This is a genomic window from Streptomyces sp. NBC_00659 (assembly GCF_036226925.1).
Lineage (GTDB): Bacteria > Actinomycetota > Actinomycetes > Streptomycetales > Streptomycetaceae > Streptomyces.
On record NZ_CP109031.1, the window covers coordinates 9,167,636 to 9,185,265 of the forward strand.

The window sequence follows — 17,630 nt, forward strand, 5'->3', positions numbered from 1 at the left end:
CTCGGACCGCACGGTTGCCCTTCCTGGTGACCACAGGCCGTCGGCCCCCGCGTCGTGACCACGACACCTGCCCCGTCTCCGGCCGTTCGGTCCGCGAGGCGATCCGTCGCTGCCGTTTTCCATCCCCAGCACCCGGTGGCGTGCCAACCTCCCCGAGAAGGACCACCTCATGCCCGTGTCCATCCGAAAACTCACCGGCCGTATCGGCGCGGTGGTCGAGGGCGTCGACCTCACTGCGCCACCGGCCGAATCCACGCTCACGGCACTCCGTGACGCCCTCAACGAACACAAGGCGCTCGTCTTCGACCACGTCGGCCTCGACAACTCCGGCCAGGAGCGCGTGGCCCGCTGGTTCGGCGAACTCACCACCGCCCACCCGAACGTGGCGGCCGCCGACGGCACGACCAACGTCCTCGCCGTCGACAGCGAGACCTCCAAGGCCAACGAGTGGCACACCGACGTCACCTTCGTCGTCAACCCACCGCAGGTCACCACACTGAGGTCCCTGGTGACCACCCCCTACGGCGGCGAGACACTCATCGCCAACGCCGCCGCTGCCTACCGCGACCTGCCTCGACCGCTGCGTATCCTCGCGGACTCGCTGCGCGTCGTGCACACCAACCAGTACGACTACGCGCGCCCCGCGGCGACGGCACAACAGCGGGAGTACGACCGGATCTTCGTCTCGACGCCGTACGAGGCCGAGCACCCGGTCGTGCGCGTCCATCCGCTGACAGGCGAACGAGGCCTGTTCATCGGCGGGTTCGCCAAGCGGATCGTCGGTCTGCCGAACAGCGACTCGGCGGATCTGCTGCGCATCTTCCAGTCGTACGTGACGCGTCCGGAGAACATCCTGCGCTGGACCTGGTCGCCCGGCCAACTGCTCGCCTTCGACAACCGGATCACCCAGCACTACGCGGTCGACAACTACGACGATCACCCGCGACTCCTGAACCGCGTGACCGTCGCGGGAGAGGTGCCGGTCGGCGTCGACGGACGCCGTAGCGAACAACTCGTCGGTGACGCCTCGCACTACACCAGTGTGCCGGCGGTGGCGGCATGACCGAGGTCCGCATCCCGGCGCCGGCCGTTCTCAAGGGCCCGGACGCCGCGACCGACAACGTGCGGGAACGCGAGGTGTTCCTTCCGCGCGACGCGCGCCGCCGGACGTCGCTCGCGACACTCCGTGACCGGCTGCGCTGGCCGCTGGGCATCTATACGACTCCGGTCGTGATCCTCGTGGTCTGGGAGGTTCTCGCCCGGGCCGGCGTGGTGACGAAGACCTACGCCCCGGCGCCGACCTCGATCGTGAAGTCCGCCGCCGACCTGTGGCAGCAGGGAGTGCTCGGGCCGGACCTCGCCATCTCGCTGCAGCGGGCCGGTATCGGCCTCGCGATCGGCCTGTCGGTCGGCATCGTCACCGGAGTCCTCGGCGGACTGCTGCGCAGCGGCGAGTATCTGTTCAACGGCGTCGTACAGGTGCTCAACACGATCCCTCTCCTCGCGGTGCTGCCGCTGATGATCGTGTGGTTCGGCATCGACGAGCTCACCAAGGTACTGCTGATCTCCTTCGGCGCCGGCGTCCCGATGTACCTCAACCTGTTCGCCGCGATCCGCGGTGTCGACCAGCGGCTGATCGAGATGACACGCACGACCGGAGCGGGCACGTGGCGCCTGGTGACGCGGGTGCTCGTGCCCGGATCCCTGCCGGGCTTCCTGGTCGGCCTCCGCTTCTCCCTCGCGTACAGCGTGCTGGGCCTCGTGGCCGCGGAAACGGTCAACGCCGACAAGGGACTCGGCTTCCTCATCACCCAGGGACAGACCTATCTCCAGACCAACCAGGTCTTCGTGGGGCTGGTGATCTACTCGCTCCTCGGTCTGATCGCCGACCAGTTCGTCCGGGCTCTCGAGCGGGTGCTGCTGCGGTGGCGCCCCAGTTATGAGGCGTCATGAGCAGCACAGTCGCGACCGACCTCCGCCGGCAGACCGGCGTCGTCGTGGAACGGGTCGTCCGGCAGTTCGGTGACCGGGTCGTACTCGACCGACTCGATCTCACCATCGAGGACGGGGAGTTGGTGGTTCTGCTCGGCCCCTCGGGCTGCGGAAAGAGCACCCTCCTACGGCTGCTCGCCGGGCTGGACCGGCCCGACGGAGGACGCGTGGAGGTCCCGGCGAAGCGAGCGATCGTCTTCCAGGCCGACCGGCTGCTGCCGTGGCAACGCGTCCTGCGGAACATCACCCTCGGCCTGCACGGACCCGACGCGGACCAGCGGGCCCGCGACGTGCTCGCCGAGGTCGGACTCTCGGGCCGCGAGAAGGCATGGCCCAAGGAGCTCTCCGGCGGCGAGGCCCAACGGGTCTCGCTGGCAAGGGCGCTGGTCTCGGAGCCCGAACTCGTCCTGCTCGACGAGCCGTTCGCCGCCCTCGACGCCATCACGCGGCTGCGCATGCACGACCTCGTGCGCGCACTACGCACCAAACACCATGCCGCCATGCTGCTCGTCACCCACGACATCGACGAGGCGATCGCCCTTGCGGACCGCGTCCTCGTCATGAGCAACGGCGGCATCGGCGCCGCACACACCGTTCACCTCTCCGCCGCGGACCGCGAAGCGAGCGTGGCGCGAGAGGAACTCCGCGCCCGGCTCCTGGAAGACCTCGGCCTCGCCGGGCAGCACTGACCCTCCCAAGATCCACCAACACCCGTACCCAGCAAAGAAAGCACAGGACATCCCATGCGCAGGACAACTTCCCGAATCATCGCCGCGGCCGCTCCCCTCGCCCTCGCAAGCACCCTCGTCGCCTGCGGATCGTCCTCCGACACCACCGCGCCGCTGAGCAACGCCGGCAACGCGAGCAGCGAGAAGCACCCTGAGTGGAGCAAGTACACCTTCACCATTGGGGACAACGGCGGTGACGGCAGCCAGGCCCTGGCGAAACTGACCGGCGTCTTCGACAACGCCCCCTACAAGGTGAAGTTCGCCCGCTTCACCTACGGCCCACCCCTCGTGCAAGCCGCCGCCTCGGGAGACATAGACCTGGGCAGCGTCGGTGACGTGCCCCCGATCACCGGCGCGGCGAAGGAGTACGGCTTCAAGATCGTCGCAGTGAACCGCTCGCTCACGCCCGACCAGGCGGTGGAGAACATCATCGTGCCGAAGGGCTCGAAGCTGCGGACGGCCGCCGACCTCAAGGGCAAGCGGATCGCCGTTCCGCAGGGCAGTTCCGCCCATGGACTGGCCCTGAACGCACTGAAGAGCGTCGGCCTCGGCCCCAAGGACGCGAAACTGGTGTTCCTCGACCCGGCGGCCGCCGCCACGGCGTTCAACACCGGGAAGGTCGACGCCTGGTCGATCTGGAACCCGCAGTCGGCGATCGCGGTCAAGAACGGCGCGCGGATCCTGGTCAAGGGCCTCCCGCCGATCGACCAGACGAGCAGCTACTACGTCGCGAGTGACACGTCGCTGAAGGACAGGACCAGGCGTGCGGCCCTCACGGATGTCCTGAAGCGGCTCTCCCGGGAGTATGCCTGGGCCATCAAACACCCCGATCAGTACGCGCAGGCACTCTCGCAGGAACAGGGCATCCCCCTGGCCGACGCCAAGGCATCCCTGGCCGCCTACTCGAACCGCGTGACCCCGGTCGAGAAGTCGGACATCGAACTGGAGCAGAAGCTCGCGGACGCCTTCCTGGAAGCAGGCCAGATCACCAAGAAGGTCGACCTCGAGTCCATCACCGACAACCTCCTTCCCGCCGGCTACGACAGCTCCAAGCTGACCTTCAACTGACCCGCCATCCACCTCGGCACCCAAAGGAGAGAACCCGTGACCCAGACACAGCGCCGGCTTCACCTCAACGCCTTCCTCATGGAAGCGGGCCACCACGAGGCGGCCTGGCGGCTCCCGCACAGCAACCCCCGGGCGGACTTCGACCTGCGGCACTGGATCGAGCTGGCGCAACTCGCCGAGAGCGCCAAGTTCGACTCGCTGTTCCTCGCGGACGGTCCGGCCCTCATGGGAACCGGCGAGTTCCGGCCGCCGGGCCAGCTCGAGCCACTCACACTGCTGACCGTCCTGTCCCAGGCGACCAGCCGGATCGGCCTCATCGCGACCGTTTCCTCGACGTACAACGAGCCCTACAACCTCGCCCGTCGGCTCGCCTCCGTCGACCACGTCAGCGGTGGCCGCGCCGGCTGGAACATCGTCACCTCGGCAGGGGCGGACGAGGCGGCCAACTTCGGACTCGACGACCGCCCCGGCCACGCCGAGCGCTACGCCCGCGCCGACGAGTTCCTGAAGGTGGCCAAAGCCCTGTGGGACAGTTGGGAGTCCGACGCCGTCGTCGCGGACAAGGCCGGCGGACGCTACGCCGACCCCGACCGGCTGCACCGGCTCAGCCACCGGGGCACGTACTTCAAGGTGGCCGGACCGCTCAACGTCGAGCGCCCTCCCCAGGGTTACCCACTGCTCGTCCAGGCCGGCTCCTCCGAGGACGGAAGGGACTTCGCGGCCCGTCACGCCGAGGCCATCTTCACCGCTCACACGACCTACGAGCGCGCGGCCGCCTTCTATGCCGACATCAAGGCACGGACCAGGGCCGCGGGGCGCGACCCGGACGGCGTGATCGTCCTGCCCGGTATCGTCCCGTACATAGGGTCGACCGAGGCGGAAGCCCGGGCGCTCGCCCAGCAGTTCGACGAGCTGCGCGTTCCGGAGTACGGGCTGCGCCAGCTCGCGGCCGTGTTCGAGACCGAGCCCTCGGCCTTCGAACTCGACGCGCCCCTGCCGGACTTCATCCTCGCCAGGCCGAAGCTGGAGGGCGCACAGAGCCGTGCCGACCTGATCATCGACCTCGCGGTCCGTGAAAAGCTCACGGTCCGTCAGGTCATCTCCCGGCTCGGCGGTGGGCGCGGCCACTTCGAGTTCATCGGCACGCCCGAGCAGGTCGCGGACACGATCATCGCCTGGTTCGAGGGCGGGGCGGCGGACGGGTTCAACATCATGGCGCCCGCCCTGCCTTCGGGCCTCGCGGCCTTCATCGAGCACGTCCTGCCGATCCTGCGCGCCAAGGGCCTGTTCCGCGAGGAGTACGAGGGCACGACCTTGCGCGAGCACTACGGCCTCCCGGTCCCGGCGAACCAGTTCCGGGCCTGACCGACCGCTGGGCTGACCGATGGGTCAGCCCAGCACCTGGCCGAGGGAGGTGCCGAACAGGCGCCGGTGGCGGGGGTGTTGGTCGGGACCTGTGGCCGTCATCGGGGGGCCTCCGGCCGGAGCAGGGGCGGGTGCGGGGCGGTGGCCGGGCCGGCGCGATAGAGCGCGGCGGGTTTGCCGCGGCCGCCGGTCAGACGCGCGCCGCCGGGGACGGCCTTCACGAAGCCGGGGGTGGCGAGCACCTTGCGGCGGAAGTTGGGACGGTCGAGACCCGTGTCCCAGACGGTCTCGTACACGGCCTGCAACTCCCCGAGGGTGAACTCGGGCGGGCAGAAGGCGGTGGCCAGACAGGTGTACTCCAGCCTGGCCCGGACCCGTTCACGGGCGTCGGCGAGGATGCGGTCGTGGTCGAAGGCGAGCGCGGCGGCGCCGGCCTCGGCGAGCGGCACCCAGCGGGCCTGGGCGGCGTCCCCGCCCGCCGCGGGTTCGGGCAGATCGGGGATGAGCGCGGCGAAGGCCACGGAGACCACCCGCATCCGGGGGTCGCGGCCCGGGTCGCTGTAGGTGCGCAGTTGCTCCAGGTGGAGGCTGTCGACCAGAGGCTCCGGCAGGCCGGTCTCCTCGGCGAGTTCCCGGCGGGCGGCCTCCTCGGCCGACTCCCAGGGCAGCAGGAAGCCACCGGGCAGTGCCCAGGCGCCCGCGTACGGCTCCTGGCCACGCCGGATCAGCAGCACGTGCAGGGCGGACGCGCGTACGGTGAGCACGGCGAGGTCGACGGTCACCGCGAACGGCTCGTACGCGGACGGGTCGTACGCCGACGGGTCGTACGGAGCGGCGGCCGTCACCGGTTCTCCGGGAGCGGGTCGGCGAAGTGCCAGCCCTCGGCGAGCAGGCCGTCCACCGCCGCCACGGCGGTGCGCAACCGCTCCTCGGGGCTGCCGGTGACCAGCAGGAACCGGCGGCCGGTGCGCTCCAGTTCCTCCCGGAACCGGCCGGTCATCCACGGGCGCAGGTGGGGCTCGTCGCGCAGGCCGTCGTCCTCGAAGGGCACACCCTCGTGGTCGGTGAGCAGGTACAGGTGGCGCTGGGTGCGGGCGGCGACCGCCGCCACCTCGGGGCTGGGCGAGCCGAGGTAGCGCTCGTGCCAGATCGCGGTGGCGAAGGAGTCGGTGTCGCAGAAGAGTACGGGGGAGCCGAGGCGGGCCGCCCGCTGTTCGTCGTCGTCCTGGCGGTGGGCGATGACGGGGAACTCCTCGGAGGTGAAGTCCACTTGGGCCCAGTCGGCTCCGGGGTCGGTGGCCCGCAGGGCGGCGAGCCTCTCCTCGCTGTACGCGCGCCCGTACTCGGGCACCCAGCCGGTGTCCGTCCAGACGCCGCCGCGCGCCCGGTAGTGGGCTGCCAGCGCCAGGGAGAGGGTGGTGGTGCCGGTGGACTCGGCGCCGAGGACGACCACGCGCCGGGCGAGGGCGGCGCGCACGCCCGGGCCGAGGAACGCCCAGCTGCCCACCGGATCCTTGCGTACGGCCGTGCCGGAGACGGGGTACGTGGTGCGGTCCAGGTCCACGCCGACCTCGGCCGCACCGAACCGGCGGGCCAACTCGGTCCCGTAGGACTCCGAGGTGAACACGGCGTCCACCGGCTCCGGGACGGCCGTACGGAAGACCGCCATGTGGGCGTCCCACACCGCGGGGTCGTGCAGGTCGACCGCGTGGTCGTCGACGGCGCCGACGACCTCCGCCTCTGGGTGGGCCTCGCGCATCCACGCCACCCGGTCGGCGAGCGGCACCGATTCCACGGAGGCCGCGCAGACCAGAACGGTCAGCCGGTCGCACTGCGCCTGGGCGGTGCGGACGAGATGGTGGTGGCCCGCGTGCGGCGGATAGAACTTGCCGAGCACCAGGCCGTGCCGGTAAGGGCGGGCGGCGGTGCTCACGCGGTCACCGCCGTCACGGGCCGGGGGGCCGCGGTCACGAGGGTGCGCCGCCAGCCGACGAGGCCGGCCACGCACAGGGCGAGGAAGCCGACGTACAGCAGGGAGGTCAGGTAGAGGCCCTTGTAGGCGTACAGCGGGATGTAGACCAGGTCGGCGGCGATCCACAGCCACCAGGACTCCAGCAGCTTGCGGCACTGGCCGTAGGTGGCCGCCAGGGAGAGGGCGGTGGTGAGCGCGTCCCAGAAGGGGACGGTGGAGTCGGTGGCGCGGTCCAGCAGCAGCGTGAGGGCGGCGGTGCCCAGCACTCCGGCGGCGGCGAGCCAGGTCCATTCGGCACCCGTCGTACGGCGCACCGGCAGGGCGTCGGCGGCGGCCCGTCCGCTGCCGCGGGCCCAGGTCCACCAGCCGTAGGCGGCCAGCGCGATGAAGACGACCTGGAGACCGGCGTCGGCGTACAGGCCGGCCTGGAGGAAGAGCACGATGAAGAAGACGTTGTTGGCCATGCCCACGGGCCAGTTGGCTATGTGCTGGCGGGCCACCAGCCAGACACAGACGGCGCCGGTGGCGAAGCCGAGCGCTTCGGTCCAGCTGAGGTTCCAGTTCACGGGGCGACTCCTTAATAGTCGCCATGACTATAAATAGCGGGACGGGTGGAGGGCAAGGGATTTAGCCCGCGACGCCTGAGGCGGCGCGGGCCTCTCGGGGTGAGTCGGTCGGGTCTCGCTCGCGGTTGCGACCGTGGTCCGGGACGTGGTCGGGGGAGGGGACGGGAACTGCCGGACCTGCGTGGGGCGTTCCGGCGGCTCGGCTCGGCTCGGCTCGGCTCGGCGCTGATCGCGAACGCGCCGCGCAGGCGCCTGCGGTCGGACCGCCCGTCCTCGTGGGCGGTGCCGTCAGTGGCGGCTGGCAGCATGTCCCCATGACTCGCGAGGATCTTGACACACTGTTCGCCGACCCTGCGGCCCTGCTCGCCGCCGAGCCCGAGGCCCTTCGGGACCTGCCCGGCACGGGCGGGGGAGCGGGCCGCGAAGCCTACGCCCAGGCCGTCGCGATCCTCGACCGAGCCGAGGTGCCGCGGGCCGAGTTCGCCTCGTGGCTGCACTTCGGCGCAAAGATACTGGGCCACGACGCCTACGCCGACCTGGTCGCCGAGGCCGAGCCGGACATGCCGTGGCGAACCGTCTGGGCCTGGTGGCGCCCGGTCGGTGCCTACCGGGCCAAGCCGAACTTGAGCGGGGACGCCGACGTGGAGGTGCACGAGGCGCCGGACGGCCGTCTCCTGCTGAAGGTGTGGTCGCTGTGGACCCGGGAGCACTGGATCGATCCGGCCACCGGCCGGCGGGTCCCCGCCCCCGCCGACGGCGAGTTCGGCGAACGGCCCTACGACGCTCCCGTCGAGGGACCCGTCCTCTTCGACCCGGACGACGACCACGGCCTCTACCAGCCCGACGCCTGGGAGGAGCCCGCACCCCTCGGAGACGACCGCGTCATGTTCTTCGACCCGCGCGGCGTGGTGGTCCTGGAGCGCAATGGCGCGGCGGCCGACGGGCCGACGGGTTCCGAGGCGGTTTCCCGGGGCCAGGGCGATCCCTGGTTCGCGGGGCCGGCGGCAGCCGAAGCCCCGCTGGATGCCGCCCGCTTGGAGGAGGCGTTCGGTCCGGACGGGTTGGCGCTGCTGACGCGGGACCAACTGCCCGCCGCGCTGAAGCACGCGCCCACACGGGAGTTGGCCGCCACGGCGGGGCTGCCGACGTGGTTCGTCGCGGGAGTTGCCACATTCACCCTGGCCTGGAACGACGGGAAGGCGCATGGGCTGGAGCCCGACGAGAACGGCCTGCTGCACCTGGGCACATTCGAGCTGGCGTACGCCGACACCGGCCGGGTGCTCGTCCACCCCGAGACGGGCGCGGTATCCATGGTGCGCAACGGCCAGGGCCCGTTCCCCTTCGCCCGGGACACCGAGACCTTCGTACGACTGCTGGAGGCGGTGTACCGCTTCATGGGCGCCTGCTGGAACCCCTACCCAGGCGAGTGCGGCGAGCGGGACTTTCTGGCCGAGGTCGCCGCTCTCGAACCGCTCACGGTGAACGAGGAAGCGCCCGCTCAGAACGTCTGGGAGCACCTGTTCGCCGCCATCGTCGAACTCAGCGCTTGGGGCTTCTGACCGAGTGAAGCCGACTCCGTCCGGGCGTGAGCGGGGCGGCTCGGTCGTCGTACGGGGAGCGGAATCCGCCGTTGTCGCCGATCCTGTGGGGGAGACTCCGGCCCGATGGGATCGTCATGTCTGATGCAGCCACGCGCGCGGAGCGGCGGGTCGCGCTGGTCCGGGACGATGTGTCCGGCCGTCTGGCGCTGGCGCAGGAGTTCTACACGCACTCCTCCGAGCCCCTGCGCCGGTACGGTCACGCCGAGCTGAGCTTTCTGCGCTGGTCCGCGGCGCGCGGGGTGCTCGCGCCGAGGTCCGGTGACCGTCCGGGCAGCGCATGGTGGCGTTCCGTGAACGAGGGGCTCCTCAGGGACAAGGTGGAGGCGGGCCTCCTGTGTGCCGGTGCCCCGGGGCAGGCGAGCGCCAAGAGCGTCGAGTACTGGGTGGACTGCGTGCGGGACCCGTCGCCCGCCGCCTGGTACCGCGCCCACAACGCCAGCATCGTCGCCGGTTATCTGCGCCATGAGGACCTGGCCGTGCCGGAGTCGCAGGTGGAGCGGTTCATGATGAACGTCGCCCTGCTGCGCGTGCTGTTCACCCACGCCATGCTGGTACGGCCGCGGCTCGCGCTCGGGTGGCTGGGGCCGCTCGGGCCACGGCTGGTGGACCCTCGCTACCGGACCGTGAAGTGGTTTCTCGACCTCGGCCGGTCCTTCCCGGCGGTGTACCCGGTCACCCTGCCCACCGTGGACACGATCCTCGACGAGCACGCCGTCGCCCGGATGCTCGACTACGGCGTCATCGCCCCCCGGCTGCCGGCGCTGTACGCGTTCTCGGCCGCCGCACTCGAAGAACCCCGGCTGACGGCCTTCCTGGACGCGGGTGTGCCGGCCTACGTCTGGACCACGGCGGAGCGACCGCTCTGGTACGTCGGCAACACGGGCGCTCACCTGCGGTTCATCGCCCGGGTGACAGGCGCGCACCTGAGCTGGCCTCCGTCACCGGCCGGCCGTCGCAGGAGTTCACGGCACGGCTGAAGGAACTCCCGCGGCCGTGCGACGGGCTCCGGAGAGGTGTCGTACACCGCCGCCACGCCCGGGACAGCCGCCCCGAATCGCGGTCTGGCACGCTGGTGGGGTGCAGCCCATCCCCGTCACGCCCGAGGCGCCGGTCGCCGTGCGCAACCCGCTCCTCACCCAGCGATGGCTCGACCTCGCGTTCCTCCACTGGGCCGTCGATCCCGAGGCCGTCGCGCCGCTGCTGCCGCGCGGACTCGTTCCCGACACGCACGACGGCGTCACCTACGTGGGCCTTGTCGCGTTCCGGATGGACAAAGTGGGGTGGCTCGGCTTTCCCGGGGTGCCGTATCTCGGCTCCTTCCCCGAGACCAACGTGCGCCTCTACTCGGTCGACGAGCACGGACGCCGAGGAGTCGTCTTCAGGTCCATGGACGCCTCGCGGCTCGTGCCGGTGGTCATCGGACGCCTCGGTTTCCGGCTCCCGTACCTCTGGTCCCGTATGCGGGTCCGGGCCGACGGCGACCTGGTCACGTACAAGAGTTCCCGGCACCGGCCCGGCACCTCCCGGGCGTACAGCCGGATCGCCGTGAGAGTCGGCCGGCCCATCGCGGAGCCCACCGAGCTGGAGCACTTCCTCACGGCCCGATGGGGCATGCACAACGCCTTCTCCGGCGGAACGGGCTACGTCGCCAACGAACACCCGCGCTGGCCGCTCCACCACGCGGAGCTGGTCTCCTGCGAGGAGAACCTCCTCGCGGCCGCCGGAATCCCGGCACCCGACGAACCACCGGTCAGCGTCCTGTACTCGCCCGGTGTCCCGGTACGCCTCGGCAGACCCACCGGCCTCACGCCCCGCGGACCGGCCTCCGTCCCGCCCGCCGCACCGGCGAGCCCGCGGACCGCCGGGTGAAGCCGGGTTCCGTCCCCACGACTGGGCCGGGGCGCGGGCCGCTTCCGATCCGGACGCGGTGAGCGCCGGCTCGCGTCCGGAACGGGTTTCCGCACCCCCGGTCCGTGCCGTCACGGACCGGGGTTCACTTGCGGGTCATGGCCGAAGACCCGTTCTTCGGCCGGCCTCGGCCGACAGCGCGGACCCTTCGGTGCGGACGCGAGCGCCCGTACGGCACCGGCCTCGGTGCGCGGCCTACTTGCTCAACGCGAAGCGCATCAGGGCGCTTTCGTCACCCTGCTTGATCTTTCCCGTCACGTTGATCACTTCGAGCTTCCAGGCACCGTCGACCCGCACGGCCTTGGCCACGGCGCAGGCGTTGTCCTGGGTGAGCAGGCTGGGCCAGACGTCCGCGACCTGCTGGGTGCTGCCACCGGTCGCGTCGTAGACCTTGAAACTGATGTTGCGTGCCTTCTGGAAGGAGCTTCCCTTCTTGAAGGCGGCGGCGACGAACACGATGGACGTGATGTGCGCAGGGACGCGTGCGAACTCCACCGAGACGGTTTCGTCGTCGCCGTCGCCGTGCCCGGTCTGGTTGTCGCCGCTGTGTACCAGGGAGCCGTTGCCCATGGGGTCGAGTGAATCGAGGCCGGCCAGGCGTACCGGGTCCGGGCCGTGCATGGCGACGGCGATCAGATCCAGGTCGGTGCCGCTCTTGCGGCGGAGCATTCCCACGACTCCTCCGCTGCTGCCTGCCGTGGCGTCCCAGGACACCCCGATGGACAGGCGAGTCACTCCGTCCAGGTCTGCGGGTCCGTCTTCCTTGGTGAGCGTGATCATGGGTGGGCCATCCTCCGGTGAAAAGGGACTACACCTCGCAGAGTGTGCCTTGTCCTCGATCGGTTCCCCGCTCGGGGGCCCGAGTTGTGCCGCGCCGGCGTTCCGGGGCCGCCCGAGGGTACCTGCCCCTGTGCCGCTTTCCACCGCCCGGCCGTCTGGTCCACCGATGGGCGACGTGTCGAGCCCAACGGCTGTGGCCCGGACGCCCGCTGTGTCAGGCAGTGCCCAACAGGCCCCGAACACAGGGCCGTTCAGCCCAACGGCCACAGACCTTCGGCATCCGGCACCGCCCGGCGTCCGGGACGAGAGTCAGGGACGTCAGACAACGAACCGACTGCCCCGAAGGGACCATCACCATGGCCGTGCACGAGCAGCCTCGCCGGAGCTCCGGCCTCCGTCTGCCGTCGTTCCGCGGGAACAGGACCACCGCCGGGTCGCGGTCGGACGTGTCGGCAGGCACCGACACGAGCACCGCGCGGGCCTACGCCCTCGCGTCCCTGCGTCTGCTCACCGGGTTCGTCTTCCTGTGGGCCTTCCTCGACAAGACCTTCGGCCTCGGCTACGCCACCCCGTCCGGCAAGGGGTGGACCGACGGCGGATCGCCGACCAAGGGCTTCCTCGGTTCCGTCGCGGCGGGACCGATGAAGTCCACCTTCCACTCCTGGGCCGGGGACACCTGGGCCGACTGGCTGTTCATGCTCGGCCTGCTCGCCATCGGCCTCGCTCTGGTCGCGGGCGTCGCGCTGCGGATCGCCGCCGTCGCGGGCACCGCGATGATGGGGCTGATGTGGATCGCCGAATGGCCCCCCGCCAGGCACCTCGCGGACGGCTCGCCGAGCATGTCCACCAACCCGTTCGTCGACTACCACGTCGTCTACGCCATCGCCCTGATCGTGCTGGCCGCCGTCGCCGCCGGTGACGTACTGGGCCTGGGCAGGCTCTGGGCGAGGCTGCCGATCGTCCGCGACCACGGCTGGCTGCGTTGACCCTCGCGGCGCGGTGGGCTTCGGGAGTCCCGTCCGAAGCCCACCGCGCCCACACGTGTTCCCCGCCGGGTCAGCCGGCAGGTTCGTCGGACCGTGTCAGGCTGGCCCCGGAGGCCGGGTCGAAGACGTGCATGTGGGCGGTGTCCACCCAGAGTTGGGCTCGGTCGCCCTCGCGCACCCGCGTGGCGGCGTTGAGACGGGCGACGATCTGGTGCCCGCCCGCGCCGGTGTCGGTGATCCCCGAGTCGGCCGCGAGCTCGGCGAGTTCGGAGGTTTCGGTGGGCTGCCCTTCGTCCTCGGTGAAGTAGGCGTAGACATCGGATCCCAGGGATTCGATCACGTCGATGTCCACGCTGAAGGTCGTACCCGATCCGGCCTTGCCCTGGTCCACCAGGGCGGCGTCCTCGAAGGCCTCCGGACGCAGCCCCACGATCAGGTCCCTGGGGGCGTCGTGCCGCTCTAGGGCGCGGCGCAGCCGGTCGCCGAGTTCGAGGTCGCCCACCGAAGTGCGCAGGCGGCCTCCCTCCGCGGTGGCGTGCAGGAAGTTCATCGAGGGCGAACCGATGAACCCCGCGACGAAGAGGTTCCTGGGCTGCTCGTAGAGGTGTTGCGGGGTACCGATCTGCTGCACCAATCCGCCGCGCAACACCACCACCCGGTCGCCCAGCGTCATGGCTTCGGTCTGGTCGTGGGTGACGTAGACCGTGGTGCTGCCCAGGCGTTGCTGGAGGCGGGAGATCTGGGTGCGCATCTGGACGCGGAGCTTCGCGTCCAGGTTGGACAGCGGCTCGTCCATCAGGAACGCCTTCGGGTCGCGCACGATGGCCCGCCCCATCGCCACCCGCTGGCGCTGACCGCCGGAGAGGTTGGCGGGCTTGCGGTCCAGATGTTCCGTCAGGTCGAGGATGCGGGCGGCCTCTTCGACCTTCTCGCGGATGGTCGCCTTGTCCACCTTGGCCAGCCGGAGCGCGAAACCCATGTTGTCGCGCACGCTCATGTGCGGGTAGAGGGCGTAGCTCTGGAAGACCATGGCGATGTCGCGGTCCTTCGGGCTCCTGTCGTTGACGACCTGCCCGTCGATCAGGAGGTTGCCCTCGGTGATGTCCTCCAGCCCGGCGATCATGTTGAGGGTGGTGGACTTACCGCAGCCGGACGGACCGACGAGGATGACGAACTCGCCGTCCCCCACGGTGAGGTTGACGTCCTTCACCGCCACCGCACCATCGGGGTAGCGCTTGGTGATGCCTTCGAGAACGATCTCTGCCACGGTCGGTCCTTCTTGTCCTGACGAACGGCTGCCGCCGGTCAGCCCTTGACGGCTCCGGAGGTGAGCCCGGCCACGATGCGCCGCTGGAAGAGCAGCACGAAGACGATGATGGGGATGGTGATCACCACGGCGGCGGCGGCGATCGAGCCGGTGGGCTGGGCGAACTGACTGCTCCCGGTGAAGAAGGCGATGGCCGCCGGCACGGTCCGGGCCGCCGAGGTCGAGGTCAGCGAGATCGCGAAGAGGAAGTCGTTCCAGCAGAAGATGAACACCAGGATCGCGGTGGTGAACACGCCCGGCGCCGCGAGCGGAGCGATCACCAGCCGGAACGCCTGCGCCGGGGTGGCCCCGTCCACCTTGGCCGCCTTCTCCAAGTCCCAGGGGATCTCCCGGAAGAAGGCCGACAGGGTGTAGATGGCGAGCGGCAGCGAGAAGGTCATGTACGGGATGATCAGACCGGTCCAGGTGTCGAAGATGCCGATGATCCGCTCGATGTTGAACAGCGGCGAGACCAGTGAGATGGGCGGGAACATGGCGATCAGCAGCGACATGCCGATCAGCAGCCTTTTGCCGGGGAAGCGGAGCCGGGCGACGGCATAGGCCGCCATGGTGCCCAGCACCACCGCGATCACCGTGGAGATCAGGGCGATGCCGATGGAGTTGATCAGCGCGCGGGTGAACTCGGAGGTCTGGAAGATCCCGCGGTAGTTCTCCCAGGTCCACTTGGTCGGGATGAAGCTGCCGTCGGTGAGGGTGCTGGGGTCCTTGAAGGACAGAGAGACGATCCAGCAGACCGGGAACAGGGCATAGACGATCACGATGATGTTGACCAGGGCCCACCCCGTCATCCTCCGTCGTCCGGCGGCGGACATCAGCGTCCCCCTTCCTGGGAGCCGGGCGCTGCCGCCCCGAACAGTTTGATGAAGGCGAAGGCGATCAACGCCACGCACAGGAAGATGAGTACGGAGATGGCCGAGCCGATGCCGAGGTTGAGCGCGGTGAAGAGGTTGTCGTAGCCCAGGATGGACACCGAGCCGGTGTTGTGCGCGCCGGACGTGAGGATGTAGATGTTGTCGAAGATCCGGAAGGCGTCCAGGGTCCGGAAGAGCAGGGCGACCAGGATGGCCGGCTTCATCAGGGGGACGGTCACCAGGAAGAAGCGCTGCCAGGCTCCGGCGCCGTCCACCTGGGCAGCGCGCAGCGTCTCCTCCGGCACCAGGGCGAGGCCGGCGAGCAGCAGCAGGGCCATGAACGGGGTGGTCTTCCACACCTCGGCCAGGATGATCAGGCCGATGGCGGGCCACTGTTCGGTGAGGGGAGCGTCACCGGAGGGCAGGAGATCGGCCAGGTAGCCGGTTTCCGGGGTCCAGGCGTACTGCCAGGAGTAGGCGGCGACCACGGTGACGATGCCGTACGGGATCAGGATGGCGGTGCGAACCGTCCCGCGGCCGAAGATGGTGCGGTGCATCACCAGCGCCAGGGCGAATCCGAGGACGAGTTCCACGAGCACGGAGACCACGGTGATGAACACCGTCACCCACAGGGCCTGCCACCAGAACTCCGAGGACAGCACTGCGCCGTAGTTGCTGAGGCCGACGAACTCCGCCTGTTGCGGGAAGCGCAGGTCATAGCGCTGGAGCGATAGGTAGATCGCGTAGACGATGGGGTAGGCGGTGACGGCGAGCATGACGATCACGGCCGGTGCGCACAGCAGCCAGCCCAACCGGCGCTCCTGCCGGGCCCCTTCGGACAGGGCACGGCCGTCCTTGGGTCCCGTTGCCTTCCTGGGGGCGGTCGGCGCCGACGGGGTCACGGGATCAGCCCCTTCGAGTTGAGGGCGTCCTTGATCTGGCCGCTGATCTTCCGCACGTCCGGTCTCGGCTCGATCCCGTTCGGCGGCGACAGGGTGTGCGAGATCGCGATGGACACGTTCTGGTAGGCGGGGGTCTTGGGCCGGATGCTGGCGTTCTCCAGGGCCGCCAGAACGGTGGAGGCGAAGGGGTAGTTCTTGACCAGGGCAGGGTCCGAGTAGAGCGGGCGGAGCGTCGGCGGGAGCCCGCCCTCGAGCGCCGCGGTCAACTGGTTCTGCCGGTTCCGCAGGCACAGCGCCGCCTCGAAGGCGAACGCGGAGTGGCGGGTGTAGGCGCCGACGGCCAGGTCGATGCCGCCGATGGTGGGCTTGGCCGGCCGGCCCTTTTCGACCCCCGGGTAGGGCGCCCACCGGAACTGCTCGAAAAGCTTGGGGTTGTTGGCCTTCATCGAGGGATACACGAAGGGATAGTTGATCTCGAAGGCCGCGCTGCCGGACTCCATGGCCAGCCGGTTCTGGTCCTCCATCTGATTGGACAGGGAGGGGTCGGCTGCCGCCGAGGTGGCCAGGGTCTTCATGATCGAGGCCGCGCGTACGGCGGGTGGGCCCAGCCTGGGAGCCGTGGCGGTCGCGTTCAGGATGGAGCCGCCGGCGCTCTCCACAAGCGTGTTGAACCAGACCGTGAGTCCTTCGTACTGCGCGCCCTGGATCTCCACGTAGTGCGGCTTGCCCTGCTTCGCCAGGCGGCCGGCCATCAGGATCATCTCGGCCCAGGTCTCGGGCGGCGTGGGGACCAGATCCTTGCGATACCAGAGCAGTTGGGTGTTCGTGTTGTACGGGACTGCGTACAGCCGGCCCTTCCACGTAGCCGTCTGCAGCGGGACCTCCAGGGTGTCCCGGGTGGCCGCGGCGCGGTTGCTTCCGGTCCACGGCAGGATCCACTTGGCTTCCGCGAACTCGGCGGGCCAGGTGACGTCCAGCCCGATGATGTCGACCGTGTCGTCCTTGGCGGCCAGCCGGCGCACCAGTTGCTGGCGCTGCCCGTCCGCCGTACGGGGCAGCTTGTTGTAACTGATCCGGTAGCGCCCACCGGACTGCTTGGAACAGGCGCTCGCCGCACTGGCCAGCGCACCGGAATCATCCGGGAAGTTGTACCAGTTGAGGGTCACCGGCCCGCCGCCTCCGCTCCCGCAGCCGGCGAGCAGAGCCGCCGACAGGCACAGAGCGAGCAGAACCCGCAGGAGGCGGCCACGGATGCCGGACGACAGCGCCACGCTCACACTCCTTCCGGACCAGTACGAGAAATCCGGACAAGCAGGGGAAGACCGGACGTGCGACAGGCTAGGCCCGCGACCGGCATCACCCCTCACGCCTCACCGACCCGTCATCCGATCGGCGGCGGAGAAGGCCCTCTCTGGGGCGGGCCTCACTCGCCGACGCGTCCGGCCCCGCACACCGGCCTCGCGTTGGTGCAACGCCGCACCGACAGGGCCGGCCGCACCTGCCACCGGATCCTGGAGATCCATCGCGTCGGCCGGGAGCACCGGTTCGGCGGGTTCCACGAGGAACTCCTCACGCTCTGAAACG

17 protein-coding genes and 1 pseudogene are annotated in these 17,630 nt (G+C 70.1%); 10 read left to right on the forward strand and 8 right to left on the reverse strand.

The genetic code is table 11. The features are described from left to right. Positions 1-169: 169 nt before the first annotated feature. The 5 genes from OG410_RS40190 to OG410_RS40210 are packed head-to-tail and all read left to right on the forward strand — an operon-like array spanning position 170 to position 5,153. The gene (locus tag OG410_RS40190; RefSeq protein ID WP_329303693.1) at positions 170-1,063 is read left to right on the forward strand and encodes a TauD/TfdA dioxygenase family protein; all 894 of its coding nucleotides are present in this window, start codon (positions 170-172) and stop codon (positions 1,061-1,063) included. Continuing rightward, a complete protein-coding gene (locus OG410_RS40195; protein ID WP_329303694.1) occupies positions 1,060-1,953 on the forward strand; it encodes an ABC transporter permease in 894 nt (297 codons plus the stop codon). The genes OG410_RS40190 and OG410_RS40195 overlap by 4 nt, the downstream gene beginning before the upstream one ends. Further along, on the forward strand, positions 1,950-2,681 hold the full coding sequence (locus tag OG410_RS40200; protein ID WP_329303695.1) for an ABC transporter ATP-binding protein: 732 nt from the start codon (positions 1,950-1,952) through the stop codon (positions 2,679-2,681). The genes OG410_RS40195 and OG410_RS40200 overlap by 4 nt, the downstream gene beginning before the upstream one ends. Before the next feature lie 54 nt (positions 2,682-2,735). After that, positions 2,736-3,788 (forward strand): ABC transporter substrate-binding protein, encoded by a 1,053-nt coding sequence (locus tag OG410_RS40205; protein WP_329303696.1) that lies wholly within the window; start codon positions 2,736-2,738, stop codon positions 3,786-3,788. A 36-nt stretch (positions 3,789-3,824) separates the two neighbouring features. Next, entirely contained in the window at positions 3,825-5,153 is a 1,329-nt protein-coding gene (locus OG410_RS40210) for an LLM class flavin-dependent oxidoreductase (RefSeq protein ID WP_329303697.1), read from the forward strand. Between the two features lie 98 nt (positions 5,154-5,251). Here the strand turns inward: OG410_RS40210 and OG410_RS40215 are convergent, their stop codons facing one another. Genes OG410_RS40215 through pnuC form a run of 3 tightly spaced genes read right to left on the reverse strand, consistent with a single transcriptional unit; the run spans position 5,252 to position 7,691 of the window. Then, positions 5,252-5,998 carry an NUDIX hydrolase gene (locus OG410_RS40215; protein WP_329303698.1) on the reverse strand — a complete coding sequence of 249 codons (747 nt, stop codon included), beginning with the start codon at positions 5,996-5,998 and terminating at the stop codon, positions 5,252-5,254. Further along, the gene (locus OG410_RS40220; protein ID WP_329303699.1) at positions 5,995-7,086 is read right to left on the reverse strand and encodes an AAA family ATPase; all 1,092 of its coding nucleotides are present in this window, start codon (positions 7,084-7,086) and stop codon (positions 5,995-5,997) included. Before OG410_RS40220 ends, OG410_RS40215 begins: the two co-directional genes overlap by 4 nt. Then, positions 7,083-7,691, reverse strand: coding sequence for a nicotinamide riboside transporter PnuC (gene pnuC, locus OG410_RS40225; protein ID WP_329303700.1), 609 nt, complete (start codon positions 7,689-7,691; stop codon positions 7,083-7,085). Before pnuC ends, OG410_RS40220 begins: the two co-directional genes overlap by 4 nt. Before the next feature lie 314 nt (positions 7,692-8,005). Between pnuC and OG410_RS40230 the strand changes: the two genes are divergently transcribed. The 3 genes from OG410_RS40230 to OG410_RS40240 all read left to right on the forward strand — a co-directional run bounded on the left by OG410_RS40230 (position 8,006) and on the right by OG410_RS40240 (position 11,161). After that, entirely contained in the window at positions 8,006-9,250 is a 1,245-nt protein-coding gene (locus OG410_RS40230) for an SUKH-4 family immunity protein (RefSeq protein ID WP_329303701.1), read from the forward strand. Positions 9,251-9,366: 116 nt separating this feature from the next. Then, positions 9,367-10,269, forward strand: a complete 903-nt coding sequence (locus tag OG410_RS40235; protein ID WP_329303702.1) for a hypothetical protein — start codon at positions 9,367-9,369, stop codon at positions 10,267-10,269. 100 nt (positions 10,270-10,369) lie between these two features. Then, on the forward strand, positions 10,370-11,161 hold the full coding sequence (locus OG410_RS40240) for a YqjF family protein (RefSeq protein ID WP_329303703.1): 792 nt from the start codon (positions 10,370-10,372) through the stop codon (positions 11,159-11,161). Between the two features lie 234 nt (positions 11,162-11,395). Here OG410_RS40240 and OG410_RS40245 read toward each other — a convergent pair whose 3' ends face one another. Further along, positions 11,396-11,980 (reverse strand): TerD family protein, encoded by a 585-nt coding sequence (locus OG410_RS40245; RefSeq protein WP_328674025.1) that lies wholly within the window; start codon positions 11,978-11,980, stop codon positions 11,396-11,398. 356 nt (positions 11,981-12,336) lie between these two features. Here OG410_RS40245 and OG410_RS40250 point away from each other — a divergent pair, with 356 nt between their 5' ends. Further along, complete coding sequence (locus OG410_RS40250) at positions 12,337-12,966, forward strand: hypothetical protein (protein WP_329303704.1); 630 nt, start codon at positions 12,337-12,339, stop codon at positions 12,964-12,966. 70 nt (positions 12,967-13,036) lie between these two features. On the opposite strand, the gene OG410_RS40255 is transcribed toward OG410_RS40250, so the two are convergent. Genes OG410_RS40255 through OG410_RS40270 form a run of 4 tightly spaced genes read right to left on the reverse strand, consistent with a single transcriptional unit; the run spans position 13,037 to position 17,317 of the window. After that, positions 13,037-14,233, reverse strand: coding sequence for an ABC transporter ATP-binding protein (locus OG410_RS40255; RefSeq protein WP_329303705.1), 1,197 nt, complete (start codon positions 14,231-14,233; stop codon positions 13,037-13,039). A gap of 38 nt (positions 14,234-14,271) precedes the next feature. Then, positions 14,272-15,105, reverse strand: a complete 834-nt coding sequence (locus OG410_RS40260) for a carbohydrate ABC transporter permease (RefSeq protein WP_329303706.1) — start codon at positions 15,103-15,105, stop codon at positions 14,272-14,274. After that, a complete protein-coding gene (locus OG410_RS40265) occupies positions 15,105-16,046 on the reverse strand; it encodes a carbohydrate ABC transporter permease (RefSeq protein ID WP_329303707.1) in 942 nt (313 codons plus the stop codon). The genes OG410_RS40260 and OG410_RS40265 overlap by 1 nt, the downstream gene beginning before the upstream one ends. After that, positions 16,043-17,317 carry an ABC transporter substrate-binding protein gene (locus OG410_RS40270; RefSeq protein WP_329303708.1) on the reverse strand — a complete coding sequence of 425 codons (1,275 nt, stop codon included), beginning with the start codon at positions 17,315-17,317 and terminating at the stop codon, positions 16,043-16,045. The genes OG410_RS40265 and OG410_RS40270 overlap by 4 nt, the downstream gene beginning before the upstream one ends. Before the next feature lie 201 nt (positions 17,318-17,518). Here OG410_RS40270 and OG410_RS40275 point away from each other — a divergent pair. Further along, positions 17,519-17,626: pseudogene (locus OG410_RS40275) on the forward strand (M24 family metallopeptidase); the annotation flags it as partial. Between the last annotated feature and the right edge of the window lie 4 nt (positions 17,627-17,630).